This window comes from Exiguobacterium sp. KKT215, from assembly GCF_055635335.1.
The window spans coordinates 2668511-2684449 of sequence record NZ_CM145756.1; the positions used below are offsets into that span (position 1 = coordinate 2668511).

20 protein-coding genes are annotated in these 15939 nt (G+C 51.7%); 7 read left to right on the forward strand and 13 right to left on the reverse strand.

The window, feature by feature from the left end; all coding sequences use genetic code 11:
• Nucleotides 1-39: 39 nt before the first annotated feature.
• The 3 genes from ACZ2GZ_RS13975 to ACZ2GZ_RS13985 are packed head-to-tail and all read right to left on the reverse strand — an operon-like array spanning nt 40 to nt 1141.
• Complete coding sequence (locus ACZ2GZ_RS13975; RefSeq protein WP_021068170.1) at nt 40-357, reverse strand: hypothetical protein; 318 nt, start codon at nt 355-357, stop codon at nt 40-42.
• Nucleotides 358-390: 33 nt separating this feature from the next.
• Nucleotides 391-873 (reverse strand): hypothetical protein, encoded by a 483-nt coding sequence (locus tag ACZ2GZ_RS13980; RefSeq protein ID WP_235045196.1) that lies wholly within the window; start codon nt 871-873, stop codon nt 391-393.
• Complete coding sequence (locus ACZ2GZ_RS13985; RefSeq protein ID WP_021068168.1) at nt 866-1141, reverse strand: 4a-hydroxytetrahydrobiopterin dehydratase; 276 nt, start codon at nt 1139-1141, stop codon at nt 866-868. The genes ACZ2GZ_RS13980 and ACZ2GZ_RS13985 overlap by 8 nt, the downstream gene beginning before the upstream one ends.
• A gap of 142 nt (nt 1142-1283) precedes the next feature.
• Here ACZ2GZ_RS13985 and ACZ2GZ_RS13990 point away from each other — a divergent pair, with 142 nt between their 5' ends.
• Entirely contained in the window at nt 1284-1817 is a 534-nt protein-coding gene (locus ACZ2GZ_RS13990; RefSeq protein WP_131471576.1) for a cysteine hydrolase family protein, read from the forward strand.
• A 22-nt stretch (nt 1818-1839) separates the two neighbouring features.
• Nucleotides 1840-3285: a nicotinate phosphoribosyltransferase gene (locus tag ACZ2GZ_RS13995; RefSeq protein ID WP_131471578.1), complete on the forward strand. Its 1446-nt coding sequence runs from the start codon at nt 1840-1842 to the stop codon at nt 3283-3285.
• 46 nt (nt 3286-3331) lie between these two features.
• Here ACZ2GZ_RS13995 and ACZ2GZ_RS14000 read toward each other — a convergent pair whose 3' ends face one another.
• On the reverse strand, nt 3332-3634 hold the full coding sequence (locus ACZ2GZ_RS14000; RefSeq protein ID WP_021068165.1) for a hypothetical protein: 303 nt from the start codon (nt 3632-3634) through the stop codon (nt 3332-3334).
• A gap of 113 nt (nt 3635-3747) precedes the next feature.
• Here ACZ2GZ_RS14000 and ACZ2GZ_RS14005 point away from each other — a divergent pair, with 113 nt between their 5' ends.
• Nucleotides 3748-4221, forward strand: coding sequence for a YwpF family protein (locus tag ACZ2GZ_RS14005; RefSeq protein WP_021068164.1), 474 nt, complete (start codon nt 3748-3750; stop codon nt 4219-4221).
• Nucleotides 4222-4295: 74 nt separating this feature from the next.
• Here ACZ2GZ_RS14005 and ACZ2GZ_RS14010 read toward each other — a convergent pair whose 3' ends face one another.
• The 3 genes from ACZ2GZ_RS14010 to ACZ2GZ_RS14020 form a co-directional block, all read right to left on the reverse strand.
• Nucleotides 4296-4772 carry a DUF456 domain-containing protein gene (locus ACZ2GZ_RS14010; protein ID WP_021068163.1) on the reverse strand — a complete coding sequence of 159 codons (477 nt, stop codon included), beginning with the start codon at nt 4770-4772 and terminating at the stop codon, nt 4296-4298.
• Nucleotides 4773-4782: 10 nt separating this feature from the next.
• Nucleotides 4783-5382 carry a histidine phosphatase family protein gene (locus ACZ2GZ_RS14015; protein ID WP_131471586.1) on the reverse strand — a complete coding sequence of 200 codons (600 nt, stop codon included), beginning with the start codon at nt 5380-5382 and terminating at the stop codon, nt 4783-4785.
• Between the two features lie 66 nt (nt 5383-5448).
• Nucleotides 5449-6384 carry an alpha/beta hydrolase gene (locus ACZ2GZ_RS14020; protein WP_214714980.1) on the reverse strand — a complete coding sequence of 312 codons (936 nt, stop codon included), beginning with the start codon at nt 6382-6384 and terminating at the stop codon, nt 5449-5451.
• A 172-nt stretch (nt 6385-6556) separates the two neighbouring features.
• On the opposite strand from ACZ2GZ_RS14020, the gene ACZ2GZ_RS14025 reads away from it, so the two are divergent.
• Nucleotides 6557-7564, forward strand: coding sequence for a metal ABC transporter solute-binding protein, Zn/Mn family (locus tag ACZ2GZ_RS14025; RefSeq protein WP_470295361.1), 1008 nt, complete (start codon nt 6557-6559; stop codon nt 7562-7564).
• 42 nt (nt 7565-7606) lie between these two features.
• Here ACZ2GZ_RS14025 and ACZ2GZ_RS14030 read toward each other — a convergent pair whose 3' ends face one another.
• The 5 genes from ACZ2GZ_RS14030 to ACZ2GZ_RS14050 all read right to left on the reverse strand — a co-directional run bounded on the left by ACZ2GZ_RS14030 (nt 7607) and on the right by ACZ2GZ_RS14050 (nt 13059).
• Nucleotides 7607-8059: a hypothetical protein gene (locus ACZ2GZ_RS14030; RefSeq protein WP_214801489.1), complete on the reverse strand. Its 453-nt coding sequence runs from the start codon at nt 8057-8059 to the stop codon at nt 7607-7609.
• A 65-nt stretch (nt 8060-8124) separates the two neighbouring features.
• A complete protein-coding gene (locus ACZ2GZ_RS14035; RefSeq protein ID WP_021068158.1) occupies nt 8125-8583 on the reverse strand; it encodes a DUF1877 family protein in 459 nt (152 codons plus the stop codon).
• A gap of 81 nt (nt 8584-8664) precedes the next feature.
• A complete protein-coding gene (locus ACZ2GZ_RS14040) occupies nt 8665-10107 on the reverse strand; it encodes an alanine/glycine:cation symporter family protein (protein WP_021068157.1) in 1443 nt (480 codons plus the stop codon).
• A gap of 181 nt (nt 10108-10288) precedes the next feature.
• A complete protein-coding gene (locus ACZ2GZ_RS14045) occupies nt 10289-12757 on the reverse strand; it encodes a CoA-disulfide reductase (RefSeq protein WP_021068156.1) in 2469 nt (822 codons plus the stop codon).
• Nucleotides 12754-13059: a rhodanese-like domain-containing protein gene (locus ACZ2GZ_RS14050; RefSeq protein WP_021068155.1), complete on the reverse strand. Its 306-nt coding sequence runs from the start codon at nt 13057-13059 to the stop codon at nt 12754-12756. Before ACZ2GZ_RS14050 ends, ACZ2GZ_RS14045 begins: the two co-directional genes overlap by 4 nt.
• Before the next feature lie 286 nt (nt 13060-13345).
• On the opposite strand from ACZ2GZ_RS14050, the gene ACZ2GZ_RS14055 reads away from it, so the two are divergent.
• The 3 genes from ACZ2GZ_RS14055 (at nt 13346) to ACZ2GZ_RS14065 (ending at nt 15145) form a co-directional block, all read left to right on the forward strand.
• On the forward strand, nt 13346-13612 hold the full coding sequence (locus ACZ2GZ_RS14055; RefSeq protein WP_021068154.1) for a metal-sensitive transcriptional regulator: 267 nt from the start codon (nt 13346-13348) through the stop codon (nt 13610-13612).
• Nucleotides 13613-13678: 66 nt separating this feature from the next.
• Nucleotides 13679-14110 carry a type III secretion system chaperone family protein gene (locus ACZ2GZ_RS14060; RefSeq protein ID WP_016509669.1) on the forward strand — a complete coding sequence of 144 codons (432 nt, stop codon included), beginning with the start codon at nt 13679-13681 and terminating at the stop codon, nt 14108-14110.
• A gap of 90 nt (nt 14111-14200) precedes the next feature.
• Nucleotides 14201-15145, forward strand: coding sequence for a DUF4003 family protein (locus ACZ2GZ_RS14065; protein WP_021068153.1), 945 nt, complete (start codon nt 14201-14203; stop codon nt 15143-15145).
• A 20-nt stretch (nt 15146-15165) separates the two neighbouring features.
• Here the strand turns inward: ACZ2GZ_RS14065 and ACZ2GZ_RS14070 are convergent, their stop codons facing one another.
• Complete coding sequence (locus ACZ2GZ_RS14070) at nt 15166-15888, reverse strand: YwiC-like family protein (protein WP_214827683.1); 723 nt, start codon at nt 15886-15888, stop codon at nt 15166-15168.
• Between the last annotated feature and the right edge of the window lie 51 nt (nt 15889-15939).

Consider the following 15939-nt stretch of genomic DNA (forward strand, 5'->3'; position numbering starts at 1 on the left):
ACACGGCCCGGCGCAACAGCACCGGACCGTGGATATGAATTAAATTTGATTTTTATGACGAGCGTCTTGAAGCGCGTCGACCAAGTCTTTCACGTCTTCGACGAGATTTTGAATCGTATCTTGGTTCTCTTCATAGAGCGCCTTCAAATCCATGACACGATCTTTCAAACTCGCTTTCGAAGAGGCTTGAAGGCCGACCGAATGAGCTTGTGTAGACGTATCGTGTGACTTGAGTCGTGATTTCATATGCTTGAGCTGGCTGACTTGTTGCTCGCGCGTCTCTCTGTGGAGAAGCGATGCCCCGGCTCCGATGACGGCACCTGCGGCCATACCTAACCAGAAATAGTTCTTGTTCATAAAAAATCCTCCCCTAACGTGACGTTATGTTTATTATAGGTCATCTGTTGCATCGACGACATAGTGTTTTATGATTGGACCTGCTCCTTTTTGTTCGACGGCTTCTTTCAGCCATTCTTGGAACAAGATGTAGTCGGTCGAATCACGAAAACGATTCCCGCCTTCGGTGAATTGAATGAAAACAACCCCGTGGTTGTCTTCAGGGTCGACACCGAGCCGATAGGCGGCAAAACCGCTATGGCCAGACCCAAGACGTGATTTGTCTTTCAACAAACGATGGAACAAGAGCGACCGGGCGTTCGAATCGACCGGAATGTTCGCATAGACAATATTCCCTTTCGGGGCAAATTGTCCTTCTGCTTCTTCGATTTGAAACGTCTTTCCGCTCTGGAACGGAGACTTGTCCCCTTCGGCGAGTAAAATCGTTTCCGTCCCGTTTGCGACGAGCACACCCGGTTGTTGACGCAATCGTTCAGCGACCGTACCTGAGGCGAATGTCATGAATAGCTTAGACAAGCTCCTCACAACCTTTCGCGAGCATGATATCTTTCTCCGTGATTCCACCTTCGTCATGCGTCGACACGGTCAACGTGACGTTCCGATACTCGATTAAGATGTTCGGATGGTGATCGAGCGACTCCGCCAAATCGGCGACGAGATGGACGAATTGAATCGCCTCTGGAAACGTCTCGAGACGATACGTCTTTTGCAATTCCCCTTCGACAACGTCCCAGCCGTTTAAGCGGGACAGTTGCTCTGACAGTTCGGTTGATGACAGCAGCATGTGCTGATTCCCCTTTCGCAAACAGTTCTTCTTACACCTAGTACCCGACCGCGATCAAAAATAATCTTTTTCGCTTCATGCAAAATGATTTAGAATAAGAAAGATAGCCAACTATTCTTTACATGAGAGAGGAGATCTCGCCATGCGTGGATTGATTGTGATCGACTACACGTTTGATTTTATCGCAGACACGGGTCGTTTGACTTGTGGAAAACCAGGGCAAGACATAGAAGAACGAATCGTCCAGTTGATTGAGGAGTTCGCGGACGAGGATTATGTCGTCGTCGCGAACGATGTCCACGACGCTGGTGACACGTATCACCCTGAGACGACGCTCTTTCCGCCTCATAACATTCGTGGGACTGAAGGCCGCGAACTTTACGGCGCCGTTAAAACCGCGGCGAGCCGGGCCGATCATTGGATCGATAAGACACGCTATAGCGCCTTCGCCGGTACCGACCTTGATTTGCGTTTGCGCGAACGGGCCATCACGGAGATTCATCTCGTCGGTGTGTGCACGGACATCTGTGTGCTCCATACGGCAGTCGACGCGTACAACCTCGGCTATACAATCGTCGTTCACGCCGATGCCGTCCAAAGCTTCAACCCAGTCGGTCACGATTGGGCGCTCGAACATTTTGTCACGACACTCGGGGCCACTGTGACCGGGAAGTGACATAAAACAGAAAGGAACGATTATGTTACATCGCAACCTAGCGCTTCATACCGACCTATACCTCCCACGTTGGATGTATATTTATTGGAAACAAGGCCGTCACAACGAACAAGTCGTGTTCGACCTGTATTACCGCTCGAATCCATTTAGCGGAGGCTACGTCGTCTTCGCCGGCCTACAAAACATCGTCCACTACTTGGAGAACGTCTCGTTCACGGAAGAGGACATCCGTTACTTGAAGCAACAACTCGACTTCGAGGACGAGTTCGCGGACGTGCTCCGCAACTTCAAGTTCACCGGTTCGCTTTATAGCGTCCGCGAAGGAGAAGTCATCTTCCCGAACGAACAAGTCGTCCGAATTGAATCGACAATCTTTGAGGCGAAACTGTTCCAGACGGCGCTCTTGAACATCGCCAACCATGAGTCACTCATCGCGACGAAATACGCGCGCATCCGTCAGGCAGCACCGAATGAGACGTTGCTCGAAGGTGGGGCCCGCCGCGCCCAAGGCGTCGATGCCGCCTATTACGGCACACGAGCCGCGTATATCGCTGGCTTCGACGTCACGAGTTTGGTTTCGGCCGGACGTGATTTCGATGTCCCGACCGGCGGAACGATGGAGCACGCCGACATCCAGTTCCATGATGAAGAGCTCGAGGCGTTCCGCTCGTTCGCGGAGATGTATCCGGACAACACGAGCCTGTTGATCGACACGTACGACACGCTCAAGTCGGGTCTTCCGAACGCGATCACGGTCGCCAAGGAACTCGAGGAAAAAGGCTATCGTTTGAAGTCGGTCCGACTCGACTCGGGCGATTTGGCTTACTTGTCGAAACGGGCTCGCAAAGCACTCGACGCGGCCGGGCTCGACTACGTCAAAATCGTCGTCTCAGGCGACCTCGATGAGTACGTCATTCAAGACTTGCGGATGCAGGGCGCTGAAGCCGACACGTTCCTCGTCGGGACGCGCGGCATCACGGCGTATGAACAGCCTGCACTCGGCATGGTGTACAAACTCGTCGCCCGCGAAGGCGCCGACGGGAAGTTGAAGCCGGTCATCAAAGTTTCGTCTTCGAAAGTGAAGACGACGACGCCGCACAAGAAAGAATTGTATCGCATCATCGATAACGAGACCGGGAAATTCAAAGGGGACTATATCGCCCTGGCTGATGAGCCGGTCGAAACGTATAACGAGATCGACTTGATTGACGTCCGCGACCCTGCGTTCCGGATCAAGACACGCAACTTTAGCGTCAAACGTTTGCTCGTCCCGATTTTCCAAGACGGCGAACGCGTCTATGACTTACCGAACGCGAAAGCGATTCGCGCGTATCATCATGAGCAGATGAACGGTCTATGGGAAGAGTACAAACGCCTCCGTTTGCCGGAAGTGTACTCGGTCACGTTCAGTAAACCGCTCTGGGACTTGAAACTCGAAATGATTCGTCAAACACGGATCCCGAAATAAAACGAAAGGCTACGGATTTGTTCCGTAGCCTCTTTTGATGATGGTTTTATGCCGTCGTCATCTCGTTCGCATGGATTTTATCTTCTTTTCTCCGAAAGTAAAGAGCGATTGAAAGAGAGATCAAAATCAATATGAAGTAAACGGTCCGTTGCCAAAACGTCGCTTCCGTATCCCCTTGGAACAACGCGATGATATAATCACTCCCGCTCACGAAGAACAATCCCGCGAGCAAGAGAAAGATTCGATATCCGGCCCGACTCCGCTCCTGCTTTACTTTGAAGAAAAGGACACCATAATAACCGATTGCTAGAATCGCGATATACCCGATTATGCCAACAACCCAACTCATCTTGATGCCTCCTTGTCCTCTATTTTTTACGTCGCTTCCCCGCTATCGTAACACAATCTTCGAACCAGACTATGTTAAGATGGATTAAAGAAAATGTGGAAGGGATCGATACGATGAAAACGTTCCGCCTAGTCCAAGTTCGCCTCGTCCAAGACGAGTATGGCAACGAGTTGAACCTCCCCGTCGAACTGCTCGATGGGTTGATTATCTCGAAAGAGCATGACAACGAATGGCTCCTCGAGATGCTCGTTCCGACCGAATTTGCCGTCACGCTTCATCACTATTTGAATAAGCGAATCCTACTCCTTGCCGAAGCCGTCATCACGTCACCGGCGAACCGCCCGGCCGCACTCGCGCTGACGTTCACGAGCGAACGGTCGCTCAGCGACCACCACACATTCGTCGCGGAAGGGCTCATGCTGATGCCGAAACAAGACCCGACCAAGCAAGTGCTCGATTCGTTGATTTCCGAAGGCGTGGCGAACGCCGAACTCAAACCGTCCTTCTTCGAAAAACAAGTCGAACAGCAGCAGTCGTTCAGCCGCTCCGCCTTCACACAGCTCGTCAAGACAGGATCGTTCGAATAAGTCGAACGGTCTTGTTTTTCTTTCCCCGTTTTTATAAATAACTCAACCCAAAAAGGCGAAGAAATTTCTTCGCCTCAAATGTAGATGAAAAACAAGATGACCATCATCGTCATCCCGACAACTTTGAGCACCGTGCTGCCGAGGAAAGCGAGTACGGTCCCGACACCGATACTCCACGCTTCACGCGTCGACTTACCGAGCGTGAGTTCCGCTAAAAATGCGAAGATGAACGGGAAGATGAGCACCCCGACGAGCGGGAAGATGAACGGTCCCGCAATCAAACCGATCGTCGCTCCCCATTTCGCCCGTTCAGAACCGCCTCGTTTATCGACCGTAGCCCGGGTGACGATATAGTCGACCACGAACAGGAAGATCAAGAACAAAATCTGCCAGAGCCAAAATGTCCATGTGAGCGGCTCGAACGAGAAGCCGAAGCCGTAAATCACATAACCGATGAATAAGAACAAGACGCTCGGGATGACCGGATAAATCAATCCTGCGAACGCGACAATAAATGATGCGATGATGAATATCCAGAGCAATGTCGTCATGAGTTTCTCCTCACTTCGCGACAATCACATTCGTAATATGGTCGGCGACATTGACCGCCTTGACCACGAACTGACCATCTTGATGTTCGATATAGTTCGAGCAGGCGTTGCGCATGGCATGACGGAACGTATACGTGTCGTCAATCGCCGATAGCGCAGCTTTAATCGCATGTGAATGACAGACGACAATGACACGTTTTCCGGCATGCGTCTCGACGAGATCATGCATACCGCTCAAGACACGGGCTCGCATCTCGTCTTCTGACTCGAGACCAGGTACGCGGTCTTGGTCATCGGCTTGGACGGCTTCATAGATGCCCGGCACCGGTTTTCCCGACGCGGCCCCGAATTCACGCTCGATGAAACGCTCGTCTCGGATGATATGTGATTCGTCGATGCCGCACGCCTCCGCGATGTAACGCGCCGTGTCGACGGCCCGTGACAACGGGCTCGCCACGATGACGTCCCATGATTCTTGACTTAAAAAGGCCGCACTCTCTTCGGCCTGCCGATGTCCGAGTGCGTTGAGCGGGATGTCTTCCCGTCCTTGAATGATTTCTTGAAAGTTCCAATCGGTCTGACCATGTCGGACCAAGCAAAGTTCTGTCACGCGAGTCACTCCTTTATGATTCCTAAATCCTACCCCATCGTACCATCTTTGCGAAAAAGCGCAACGTCACATCATCGCGTCATCGATGAAACGATCGATGCGGGCCATGAGTTGCGTTTCTTTGATCGGGTTGTCGGATTGGAGAAAGCTCGCTAACGAATGCGTACCGTTCGGGAAGGAAATCAGTTGCACGTTCGCACCGACTTCGCTCGCATGTTCCACGAAATGGAGCGCCTGTCCGAACGGGACGATTGGGTCTTTCTTTCCGTGCAAGATGAGGATGGGCGGGGCGTCGTCATAAAGATGCGTGACCGGTGAACACTTCACCATCAGCTCGCGCCACGCCTCCCGGCTCCCCTCATAAAATTTCAAATGCGCGAGCCACGTCTGGATGAACTTGAACAATAAGAAGTTCGTCGGTGGATAGAGGGCGATGACCCCTTTAATCGGCGGGACGTCATCACCTAGTTCACCGGTGAACTGTTTGCTTCGATCGAGCGCCGTCGCTAAGACGAGGGCCGCACCTGCCGAGTCACCCCAGACGATCAGTCGGTTAATATCCAAGTTGAGCAGACCATCGTGCTGTTTCAAGTAGCAAAGCGCATCGGAGACGTCGATAATGTTATCCGGGAAATAGACCCCGTCCTCGAACAGACGATAGTCGATGCTGATGACCGCGAACCCTTTGGCGAGAAAATGGTCGAGCAACGGATGGAACAATGTCACCATACCTCGATTCCCTCGTACGAACGCCCCCCCATGGGCATAGACCGCGACCGGGAACGGTCCATCCCCTGGCGGATAATACACGTCAAACTGGAGCGGACGGTCATTGACAATCTTGTACGTGTGAGTCCGGCGTTTGCGGGTCGAGGGGCGCACCGGCAACTCGGGCTCTTGCCAACGCACGAGCGATCCATACTGGTTCCACACGCTGGCCCCGGCTGCCGTGGCGGCCGCGAGCGCCGCGCCACCGACGAACCAGGCGGTCTCCTTTCTCATATACATCCACTCCTCGTTCTTTTTTTAATCATATTCCCTTTTTCTCGAAAAACCATCCATCTGAAGTCGGACTTGACGTGCACGGATTCGCCACCTATAATATAACTCGCAGTCACAGAACGTAACGGTTACGATTTAAAGGTTCACATAGAGAGGACAGGTGGAAGAGTTCATGAATAAAAAGTTATTAAGTGTCGCCGCTGCCGGCACACTTCTATTAGGTGGATGTGCAAGTAATGAAGAGAGCGGTGCGACGGAGGAGACGAGCGACCAGTTGACCGTTTACGCGTCAACGTTCGCCTTGAAATCATTCGCCGAGGAAATCGGGGGCGATCGCGTCCGTGTCGAGATGGTCATCCCGCCTGGCGCTGATCCCCATACGTACGAGCCGACCTCAAAGCAGATGACCGACATCGCCGAGGCGGACTTGTTCTTGACGGTCGGCCATGACCTCGAACCATACGTCGAGTCGATGGAAAAGAGCTTGGCCAATGAGAACGTCACGTTCGTGAAAACGGCCGAGGACGTCACACTCCTCTCGGCAGAAGACACGGTCCACGTCCATGGTGAGGACGAACATAGTGAGGACGAGCACGGACACGAGGAAGATGACCATGCCGAGGAAGAGGCCGGTCATAGCGAAGATGATGGCCATAACCACGGCCAGTACGACCCACACGTCTGGCTCGATCCAATGAATGCCGTCTCGATGGCTGAAGCGGTCGAAGCGGCATTCAGCGAACAGGCCCCTGACTATAAAGATGAGTTCGCGGATCGTTTGAGCACCTTCAAAGAAGAGGCCGACACGCTCGACGCCGAGCTCAAAGCAGCAGTCGACGGCGGCTCGAAGTCTGAGCTCCTCGTGACGCATGCAGCCTACGGTTACTTGGCGGAACGGTACGGCTTTGACCAACTTCCAATCACGGGTCTCACACCTGCAGAAGAACCGTCGCAACAAGCGTTGAAGCGCGTCATCGAAGAGGCACAACTTCACGACTTGACGCACATCGCTTTCGAAGACACGGTGACACCAAAAGTCGCCCAGGTCGTTCAAAACGAAATCGGTGCGGAGACGGTGACGATTTACAACTTGGAATCGGTCACGAAAGAGCAAATGGATAAGACTTACTTCGACCTCATGCGCGAGAACGTCAAAGCGCTTGAGACGGCATTGAAATAAGAGTCTCAAAAAAAACAGCTCGGCGCGTTAGCGTCGAGCTGTTTATGTGTGTTCTGGTTCCCGGTCGATTTGTCGAAGCCTCGCCCAAATGACGCCGCATACGAAAATCGGCACCGTCAGCATCACTGTTTGAAGAAGCGTATCGCTCATCACGTTCGTCGGGTACATCAGTTCAATGAACACGAAACAGAGCACCGTCAAACAGAGAAGCGTCGCGAGCAGCTTCTTCAAACTCAGCAATGGATTGCGTTCGCGTAGGAAGAGCACACTATTCCCTATGGCGAAGCCACAGTTCACTACAATCAAAGCGTAGAAGAGCATCGAAATCGGATGATTATAGGCTGGACCCGTCGAGATGACGTAAAACCATATAATCAAAAATGCAAACACGGTGACGAGATTGATTCGACCTAACTGTTTACGACCTGCCCGATACGCGAAGATTGGGCTTAAGATACCGATGACAAACGTCATTTGGGCAAAGAAATCAAGCATACGTCCACTCCTTGAGAAACCATTTGTAATAGTTTACCAATTTTCAAGTTGTTTTCATAGCCTGTTCATTCATAGTAAATCAACACGAGCTCATCCCGCTCACTCGCCTCTTCACAGAATCGTTTCAACAGCGTCCATTTGAGCCAAACGTCATCGAACCCGTCATGGTCGACGAACGCCATATCGGCCACATCTTCTTTCGTAAATGCGTTCATCGCATCTTTGACGATATGGAGCAACTGCGGCGTCAAAATCCCGACGACGACCGCCTGCTTCTCATTGACGATCAACTCTTCCCCGATGACGGCCATCTCTAAATTATACGTGTCATCCCCATCGATATAAATCTCGATTTGTCCAAGAATCTTTTGGAAGCGTTCGATCCTCGGGAGCGTCAACGTCTCATACGTGTCACGTTGTTGACTGTGCACGTGCAACAGCCAATCTAAAATCATTTCCGGGTCTTGGCCGAACGAGACCCATACTTCCGGGGAAATGCGTATATAGTGTGTCGTCTCCATCATTGAACGCCCCCCTTTTCTTCAGTTTACCCATCTTTCGGGCGCAAAAAAACCGTCTACGCGCTTTCGTAGACGGTTTGTCGTTTATGAACGGATCGTGCCTGTTTTGACTTCTTCTTCTGATTCCCAAGCTTCGATGTACTCGCGACCTGGCAGATCTTCAATCGAATCGGCGTAGAAGACCGGATCTTCACCTTGACGGCGTTGCTCCAAGTAATCGTCGAGGACGAGACGGGCAACTTTTGCGAGGCGGAAAATCGCATACAAGTTGACAAGTGCCATGAGACCCATGAACACGTCCGCGATTGACCAGACGAGACCGGCCGAACGGACGGCTCCGAAGAGGACCATGCCGACGACACCGATACGGTAGAGTGTGACGTAAATCTTTTTATCCGAGATGAACTGGATGTTCGTCTCACCATAGTAGTAGTTTCCAAGAATCGAACTGAACGCGAATAAGAAAATCGCGATCGTGAGGAACGATGTCGCCATCGGACCAATCTCTGCTGTGAGCGCTGCTTGTGTCAATTCGACACCTGCGAACGACTCTGAACCGGCGACACCTGACAACAGGATAATCATCGCTGTCGACGTACAGACGAGAAGCGTGTCGACGAAGACGCTGAACGATTGAATCAATCCTTGTTTGACCGGATGCGATACTTCAGCAGTCGCCGCCGCGTTCGGGGCTGAACCCATCCCCGCTTCGTTCGAGAAGAGACCGCGTCGGATTCCTTGGAGCACCATCGCTCCGATGGCACCACCGAACAATTGTTGAAGTCCGAAGATTCCTTCTGAGAAAATCAAGCCGAAGACTTCCGGCAACAATGAGGCATTCGAAATCATGACCCACCCGGCGAGCAAGATGTAACCGCCAGCCATAATCGGCACGATGATACTCGAGAGCACGGCGATTGATTGAATCCCGCCGAAGATAACGATGGCTGTCACGACAGCCAAGACGAGACCGACTGTCGTCGTGCTAATCCCGAACTGGTTGCTGACTGACAACGAAATCGTGTTCGATTGAACCGAGTTGAAGGCGAAGCCGAACGAGAACGTGATCAAGATGGCGAATAAAATCCCGAGCCAGCGCTGACCGAGCGCACGTTCCATATAGTAAGCCGGACCACCGCGCCATGTGCGACCGTCGCGAATTTTATAGACTTGCGCGAGCGTACTTTCGACGAATGCCGAAGCCGATCCGATGAGCGCGATCAGCCACATCCAGAAGACGGCTCCCGGGCCTCCGAGCGCGATGGCAGTCGCGACACCGGCAATGTTCCCGGTCCCGACGCGTGCAGCCGTCCCGATGGCGAACGCTTGGAATGACGAGACTTGGCCTTTTTCACGCTTCATACCGTCTTTGAACAAGAGGCGGAACATTTCAGGCAACATCCGGAACTGGACGAACCCCATGCGAACGGTGAAATACAAACCTAAGGCGACAAGGACAACGATTAGCACTGACGACCAGAGCAGGTCGTTGGCATTTGTAACGAGATCTTCTACGAATTTCTCCATCTTTAAATCCTCCGTGTATGTGTAAGTTATAAGAAAAAGTTATGTCAACTTTCTTTACATGAGTAGAATTATAGGAAAAACGTTAAAAAAATGCAATCTTTTTCGACAATTTTCATTTTTGGTGTCGAACAACAAAAAAGCGACCGGTCACGTGACCGGTCGACTAGATTATCTCATTTGATTAGATAAAGAGGTTCAAGTTACCACCTTCGGCTGCCCCGAGGTATGCTGCCACACCACCGAGATCGATGCCGTCGATTAACTCTTCTTCTTTAATTCCCATGACGTCCATCGACATCGTACAAGCGACCATTTTGACGCCTGCCTCTTGAGCCGATTTAATCATTTGATCGAGTGACGGGACATTTTTGTCGCTCATCACTTTCTTCATCATCTTCTGACCAACGCCACCGAAGTTCATGTTCGAGAGCGGAAGCTCACCTGCATGAGATGGCATCATCATGCCGAACATCTTCTCGAGGCCTTGCTTTTTCACTTCTGGTGCATCTGGTTTACGGATGACGTTGAGTCCCCAGAACGTGAAGAACATCGTGACGTCTTTACCCATTGCCGCTGCACCTTGCGCGATGATGAACGATGCGAGTGCACGGTCGAGGTCTCCACTGAACACGACCATCGATGCGCCGTCGCCTGCCGGTGCGCCCGCTTGGACGGCTGCAGGGCCTTGGCCTTTTTGAAGGACGGCTTCGACGCGACCGTTCACAAATTGTTTCGAGACGAGCTTGTTGCCCGTTTTCTTCGCCCATGCTTCGATGTCCGCAAAGAAGCCAGGATCACTTGCGAGGACGCGGAGCGTCTCGCCTTCGCCGAGTTCGGCTACTTTTTTATTGACTTCTAAGATTGGTCCCGGGCATTGCAGACCGCACGTATCTAGGAAAATCGGTTCCCCGATTGGTTCATTCATCATTACTGGTGGTGCCTCCTCCGTTGCTGTTGCGGCAGTCTCATTTGCTGCCGATGCGTCTGCCTCGATGGCATCGAAATCGCGTTTTACTTGTGACCACGTCTTGTAGCCACCGCTCAAGTTTTTAACCTTGAATCCGTTTTGACGCAAGATGCGGGATGCGAGATATCCGCGAAGTCCGACTTGGCATGTCACATAAATCGTTTCGTCTTTGCTGTAGTTGTCCAAGTGATCGCGTAGCGAGTTGAGCGGAACGTTGATTGAACCAGGAATTTTGCCAAGTTCATGTTCTGACTCGTCACGGACGTCGAGCAATGTCGCGCCGTTTTGGACCAACTCGTCAATCTCATTCCAGTGCACGACTTCGTTATCGCCGAGGACGACGTTCGACGCGACGTAACCGATCATGTTGACCGGATCTTTCGCTGAGCTGAACGGTGGTGCGTAGCTGAGTTCAAGGTCTGGAAGGTCAAGGACCGTCAAGCCACCTTTCATCGCTGTCGCAATCACATCAATCCGTTTATCGACGCCGTTCATCCCCACGCCTTGCGCGCCGTAGATTTCACCTGTCGTCGGATGGAACAAGAGTTTGAGTGATACGGGTGTCGATCCTGGGTAATAACCCGCATGTGAACCCGGGTGCACGTGGACGGCTTCGAACTCTTTACCGGCCGCTGTCAAACGCTTCTCGTTCCAACCTGTCGAGGCGACGGTCATATCAAAGACTTTGGCAATCCCAGTCCCCATCGTTCCGTTGTATTTAACGTCACGACCGTTGATGATATCGGCGACAAGACGACCTTGGCGGTTGGCCGGCCATGCAAGTGGAACAACCGTCGGCTCTTTAAAGATATAATCGAGCACTTCGACGGCGTCACCAATCGCGTAGATGTTCGGGTCTGACGTGAGCATCTTCTCGTTGACGCGGATGGCGCCACGAATACCTGTCTCAAGACCTGCTTCCGTTGCAATCGACGATTCGGGCACGACACCGATTGATAAGACGACCATATCGGTCTCGATGACGCGACCGCTCTTCAAGTGGACACGTTTCCCTTTCTCAGAGAACGAGTCGACACCGTCAGAAAGCTGAAGATCGACGCCGTGAAGGCGCATGTGCTCGTGAACCGGTGAGACCATCTCGCGGTCGAGCGGTGTCATGACTTGATCGGCCATCTCGACGAGCGTGACGTCGACGCCACGCTCCCGTAAGTTTTCAGCCATTTCGATTCCAATGAAGCCGCCACCGATGACCGTCGCGTGTTTTGGCGCTTTATCATCGACGTAGCTACGGATTTTATCCGTATCTGGGATGTTACGGAGCGTGAAGATGTCTTCTGCTTCTTCAATCCCAGGGATGTTCGGACGAATCGGTTTCGCCCCTGGTGACAAGACGAGCACATCATATGACTCATCGTACGTCTCACCTGTCTTGACGTTTTTCACCGACACCGTCTTCTCGGCACGGTTGATTTTCGTCACTTCCGTCAAGTTACGGATGTCGAGTTGGAAACGCTTGTTCATCCCTTCGACGGTTTGAACGAGCAATTTTTGACGGTCTTGAATCACGTCACCGATGTAATAGGGAAGACCACAGTTCGCGAACGAGATATACTCGCCCCGATCGAACATGACGATATGATTCTCTTCATTTAAGCGACGAAGGCGGGCGGCTGCCGAAGCACCACCGGCGACCCCACCGACGATTACGATTTTTTTACTCATTGCGCATTTCCTCCTTTGACGACTTCACCTGGCCAGCTCATCAAGCCATCTTCTATATTGACCACTTTATAACCTTTCGCTTCCATTTGCCAAGTCGCCTGCGTGCTGCGAGCACCTGAGCGACAAAGGACGATGTACTCTTCTTCAGGATTGAGCGTCTCAATCCATTCCGACATTTCGGAGAGCGGATAATTTGTCGCGCCAGCAATGTGCGCTTCTTGGAACTCGTCACGTTCACGAACGTCGACGATGTTGACTGGTACTTCAAAATCCATTTGACGTTTCAAGGCAGATGCTTTCATGTTTGTTTACCCATCCTTTTGATCTATAATATTTCACTTATTTATTCGTCAGCTTGGTAGCGGGCGTTCGACGAAAGTTTGTGATTCGTTGAACATATCGCTTCCACGTCATTAATATACCCCCTGTGGTATTTGATTGCAAGGGATTTGTTTGTCGAATCGGTAAACGTTTGAAAAAATTTCACATCAAACGTTGTTGCTCGACACATACTCCCCCACGTATTAAGATGAGACTACACAATAAATAGTTGGGTTACTGAACGATTTGAATATAGAGGTGAATCTAATGGAACAGTATCAATACGATGCAAAAGTGTTGAACCGGATGAAACGGGTCGAAGGACAAATCCGGGCCATCATCCGCATGATGGAAGAAGGGAAGGAGTGCCGTGACGTCGTGACACAGTTGAGTGCTGCTCGATCAGCGCTTGACCGCGCCTCGACCATCATCGTCGCGAAGAACTTGGAGCAGTGCATCATCACCGCCCAACAAGATGGCGAAGATACGTCAGAAACCGTCGAAGAAGCCATCAAAATGTTGATGAAACGCTAGTTCCCCTTGCTTTCCCTCCGCAAATGGGCGAAAGTTAGAGTAACGACTTTTAAGGGGGACTTGTTTGTGAACTTCGAAGAAAAAGTAGAATCATTTAAAGCGCTCGTCGCTGAACGCAATATGACGTTCAAAGAGAGCGAGACTGAAACGCATGTCACATTTTTGACGCGTGAAACGACTAAATCCGGGGCTCAGCCCGTTATGATTATCGCCTTCAATAAAAAGACGACAGATGCGGAACTGTATGCCGCGACGGTCACACACGTGCCGGATTACGTCGAAGACCTACCGATTCTGAACGCCTTGAACGAGTTCAACCAAGAGTTCAAATACTTCCGCTGCGTGCTCGACAGCGACCGTGATGTCACGCTCGCCTCGACGCTCGACCTCGACCTCGGCTTCTCGCCAGAGATCATCTTGCAACATTCATTCATGATGTTCCAAGCGGCCGATGAAGTGAACGAGTATATGCAGAAGTTGTATACGCAAGTCCAATAACAAGCAGCCGCCCCGGACGAATCCAGGGCGGCTTTTTTTGAATCATTCTTTCGATTGGGCTCGTATAAGGAGGAAAAGGAGGAATTGCTGATGATGACACGCTATACGCATTACCTCGAAGCGCTCGAGGCAATCAGAGGAGCGACAAAGTGGTTCACCGATGATTTCCGACGCTTGATGGCCATCAATTATGCCATACACGACACCCCGTTCGATGAAACTCGGTTCGAGCAGGCTCAAGCGGCCGTCAAACGGAAAACGAAAGCCTTCTCCAAGTTTCGCGGCAGCAATAATTTCGTCTGGCTGTCGTTTCTCGATGCCAAGTATGAAGACATCGAACCGGCCATCGACGAGGCACTCCGGCTCGATACGTTGCTCGACCGGAAACACTTCCGCTTCAGTATGTTGCGTCCCTTCATCGCGAGCCAACTGATTAACGTCGATGAGCCCGAGCGCCGGCTTGACGAGGCGAGCGCACTCTATCAAACGTTCAAACGAAACCATCCTTGGCTGACGAGCGAAGAAGACCTTCTGTCTGCCCTCGTCCTCGTTCAAGCGTTCGATGACCACGATACGTTGAGTCAACGGATTGAGACGTATTACGAAGCGTTGAAAGCCGAGTTGCCCCGCTCAAACGAGCTCCAACTCGTCTCCCATCTGCTTGCTTTTAGCGACTTGCCTTCAGACGAGGTCATCAACCGCCTGCTCGAGTGGCGCGCGCGGCTCCAAGGACAAGCAATCGCCGTCAAAAATGAGCATCTGCCAGCGCTCGCCCTCTTGGCCATCGTCGCGGCTCCGAACGACAACGACGAGCGCGACCTGATCGACATTACGAACGCTGAGAAGGAAAAGCATCGCTGGTTCCACACCCACGCGTTGACGGTCGCCCTGCAACTCGTCGCGGCAAACAACATCAAGGAAGATGCAAGCGATTTACTGTTGCACGGGACGTTCGCCCATCTGCTCGCCATGCAACAGGCAGCAACGGCAGCGGCGACCGTGGCTATCATTTCGAGCACATCTTCGAGCGACTAAAAAAGAAGGGTTTCCCCTTCTCAACTAAATAAATACCAACTGAGACAACCGAGCACGAACACCGAGTTGGCGATTTCGACGATCCCGATCTTCATGATGGGGATTGTTTTGCCGTAGAATGCGACCGCCCGGACGAGACTCGGCACGTAAGCGAGTGCCAAGACCGGATAGCCAAACGCGATGAAGATGGCGACGAGCAAAAAGTGATATCCCCATGATACGTTCCGATAAAACAAGCTCTTCTTCTCCCGAATCATCGTTTTGACGAAAAAGATACTTCCGAGGAAATATAAGTACGGCAAAGTGAACATCCACACTATCGTCCCGTCCAAAGCATGTGACCCGAGATAATAGCTCGCCATCCCGCCGATGCAAAATGAGGTGACGGCGCTGACGTCGTTCCAGACGTTGCGCTCATCCTTAATTTTGGCGAAGTAGGCGTTGGTGAGACCGAATGGAATCATAGCAAGGACAAACCAGACAAGACGCCACTCGGACAAAAATACCGGGATGGCGGCTACAATCGCAATCGTCAAATACGTCACGACCGTGCGCAACAGCTCTTGTGACTTCTTCCGTTGCTTAATGTATTGGAACAAGAAAAATGTACCCATATAAACGAACAACCAGGCGATGGCGAACGGGATGTGCGCGAGCGTCCACCCTCCGACAATGCCGCCGAGTAAGAACGGTAAAATCAGCATCGACCACGCGCCGTGCTGTTTTGGAATCATCCATTTCATGTGACTCCCTCCTTCTATGTGTAGTGTAGAAGAAAGATGACTGTAAAACTG

What these genes read in the sequence shown, in the direction of transcription:
- ACZ2GZ_RS13975 (WP_021068170.1), bottom strand. Translation starts at nt 357, where the DNA reads ATGAACAAGAACTATTTCTGGTTAGGTATGGCCGCAGGTGCCGTCATC.
- ACZ2GZ_RS13985 (WP_021068168.1), bottom strand. Translation starts at nt 1,141, where the DNA reads ATGCTGCTGTCATCAACCGAACTGTCAGAGCAACTGTCCCGCTTAAAC.
- ACZ2GZ_RS13990 (WP_131471576.1), top strand. Translation starts at nt 1,284, where the DNA reads ATGCGTGGATTGATTGTGATCGACTACACGTTTGATTTTATCGCAGAC.
- ACZ2GZ_RS13995 (WP_131471578.1), top strand. Translation starts at nt 1,840, where the DNA reads ATGTTACATCGCAACCTAGCGCTTCATACCGACCTATACCTCCCACGT.
- ACZ2GZ_RS14000 (WP_021068165.1), bottom strand. Translation starts at nt 3,634, where the DNA reads ATGAGTTGGGTTGTTGGCATAATCGGGTATATCGCGATTCTAGCAATC.
- ACZ2GZ_RS14005 (WP_021068164.1), top strand. Translation starts at nt 3,748, where the DNA reads ATGAAAACGTTCCGCCTAGTCCAAGTTCGCCTCGTCCAAGACGAGTAT.
- ACZ2GZ_RS14010 (WP_021068163.1), bottom strand. Translation starts at nt 4,772, where the DNA reads ATGACGACATTGCTCTGGATATTCATCATCGCATCATTTATTGTCGCG.
- ACZ2GZ_RS14020 (WP_214714980.1), bottom strand. Translation starts at nt 6,384, where the DNA reads ATGAGAAAGGAGACCGCCTGGTTCGTCGGTGGCGCGGCGCTCGCGGCC.
- ACZ2GZ_RS14025 (WP_470295361.1), top strand. Translation starts at nt 6,557, where the DNA reads ATGAATAAAAAGTTATTAAGTGTCGCCGCTGCCGGCACACTTCTATTA.
- ACZ2GZ_RS14030 (WP_214801489.1), bottom strand. Translation starts at nt 8,059, where the DNA reads ATGCTTGATTTCTTTGCCCAAATGACGTTTGTCATCGGTATCTTAAGC.
- ACZ2GZ_RS14035 (WP_021068158.1), bottom strand. Translation starts at nt 8,583, where the DNA reads ATGATGGAGACGACACACTATATACGCATTTCCCCGGAAGTATGGGTC.
- ACZ2GZ_RS14040 (WP_021068157.1), bottom strand. Translation starts at nt 10,107, where the DNA reads ATGGAGAAATTCGTAGAAGATCTCGTTACAAATGCCAACGACCTGCTC.
- ACZ2GZ_RS14045 (WP_021068156.1), bottom strand. Translation starts at nt 12,757, where the DNA reads ATGAGTAAAAAAATCGTAATCGTCGGTGGGGTCGCCGGTGGTGCTTCG.
- ACZ2GZ_RS14050 (WP_021068155.1), bottom strand. Translation starts at nt 13,059, where the DNA reads ATGAAAGCATCTGCCTTGAAACGTCAAATGGATTTTGAAGTACCAGTC.
- ACZ2GZ_RS14055 (WP_021068154.1), top strand. Translation starts at nt 13,346, where the DNA reads ATGGAACAGTATCAATACGATGCAAAAGTGTTGAACCGGATGAAACGG.
- ACZ2GZ_RS14065 (WP_021068153.1), top strand. Translation starts at nt 14,201, where the DNA reads ATGATGACACGCTATACGCATTACCTCGAAGCGCTCGAGGCAATCAGA.
- ACZ2GZ_RS14070 (WP_214827683.1), bottom strand. Translation starts at nt 15,888, where the DNA reads ATGAAATGGATGATTCCAAAACAGCACGGCGCGTGGTCGATGCTGATT.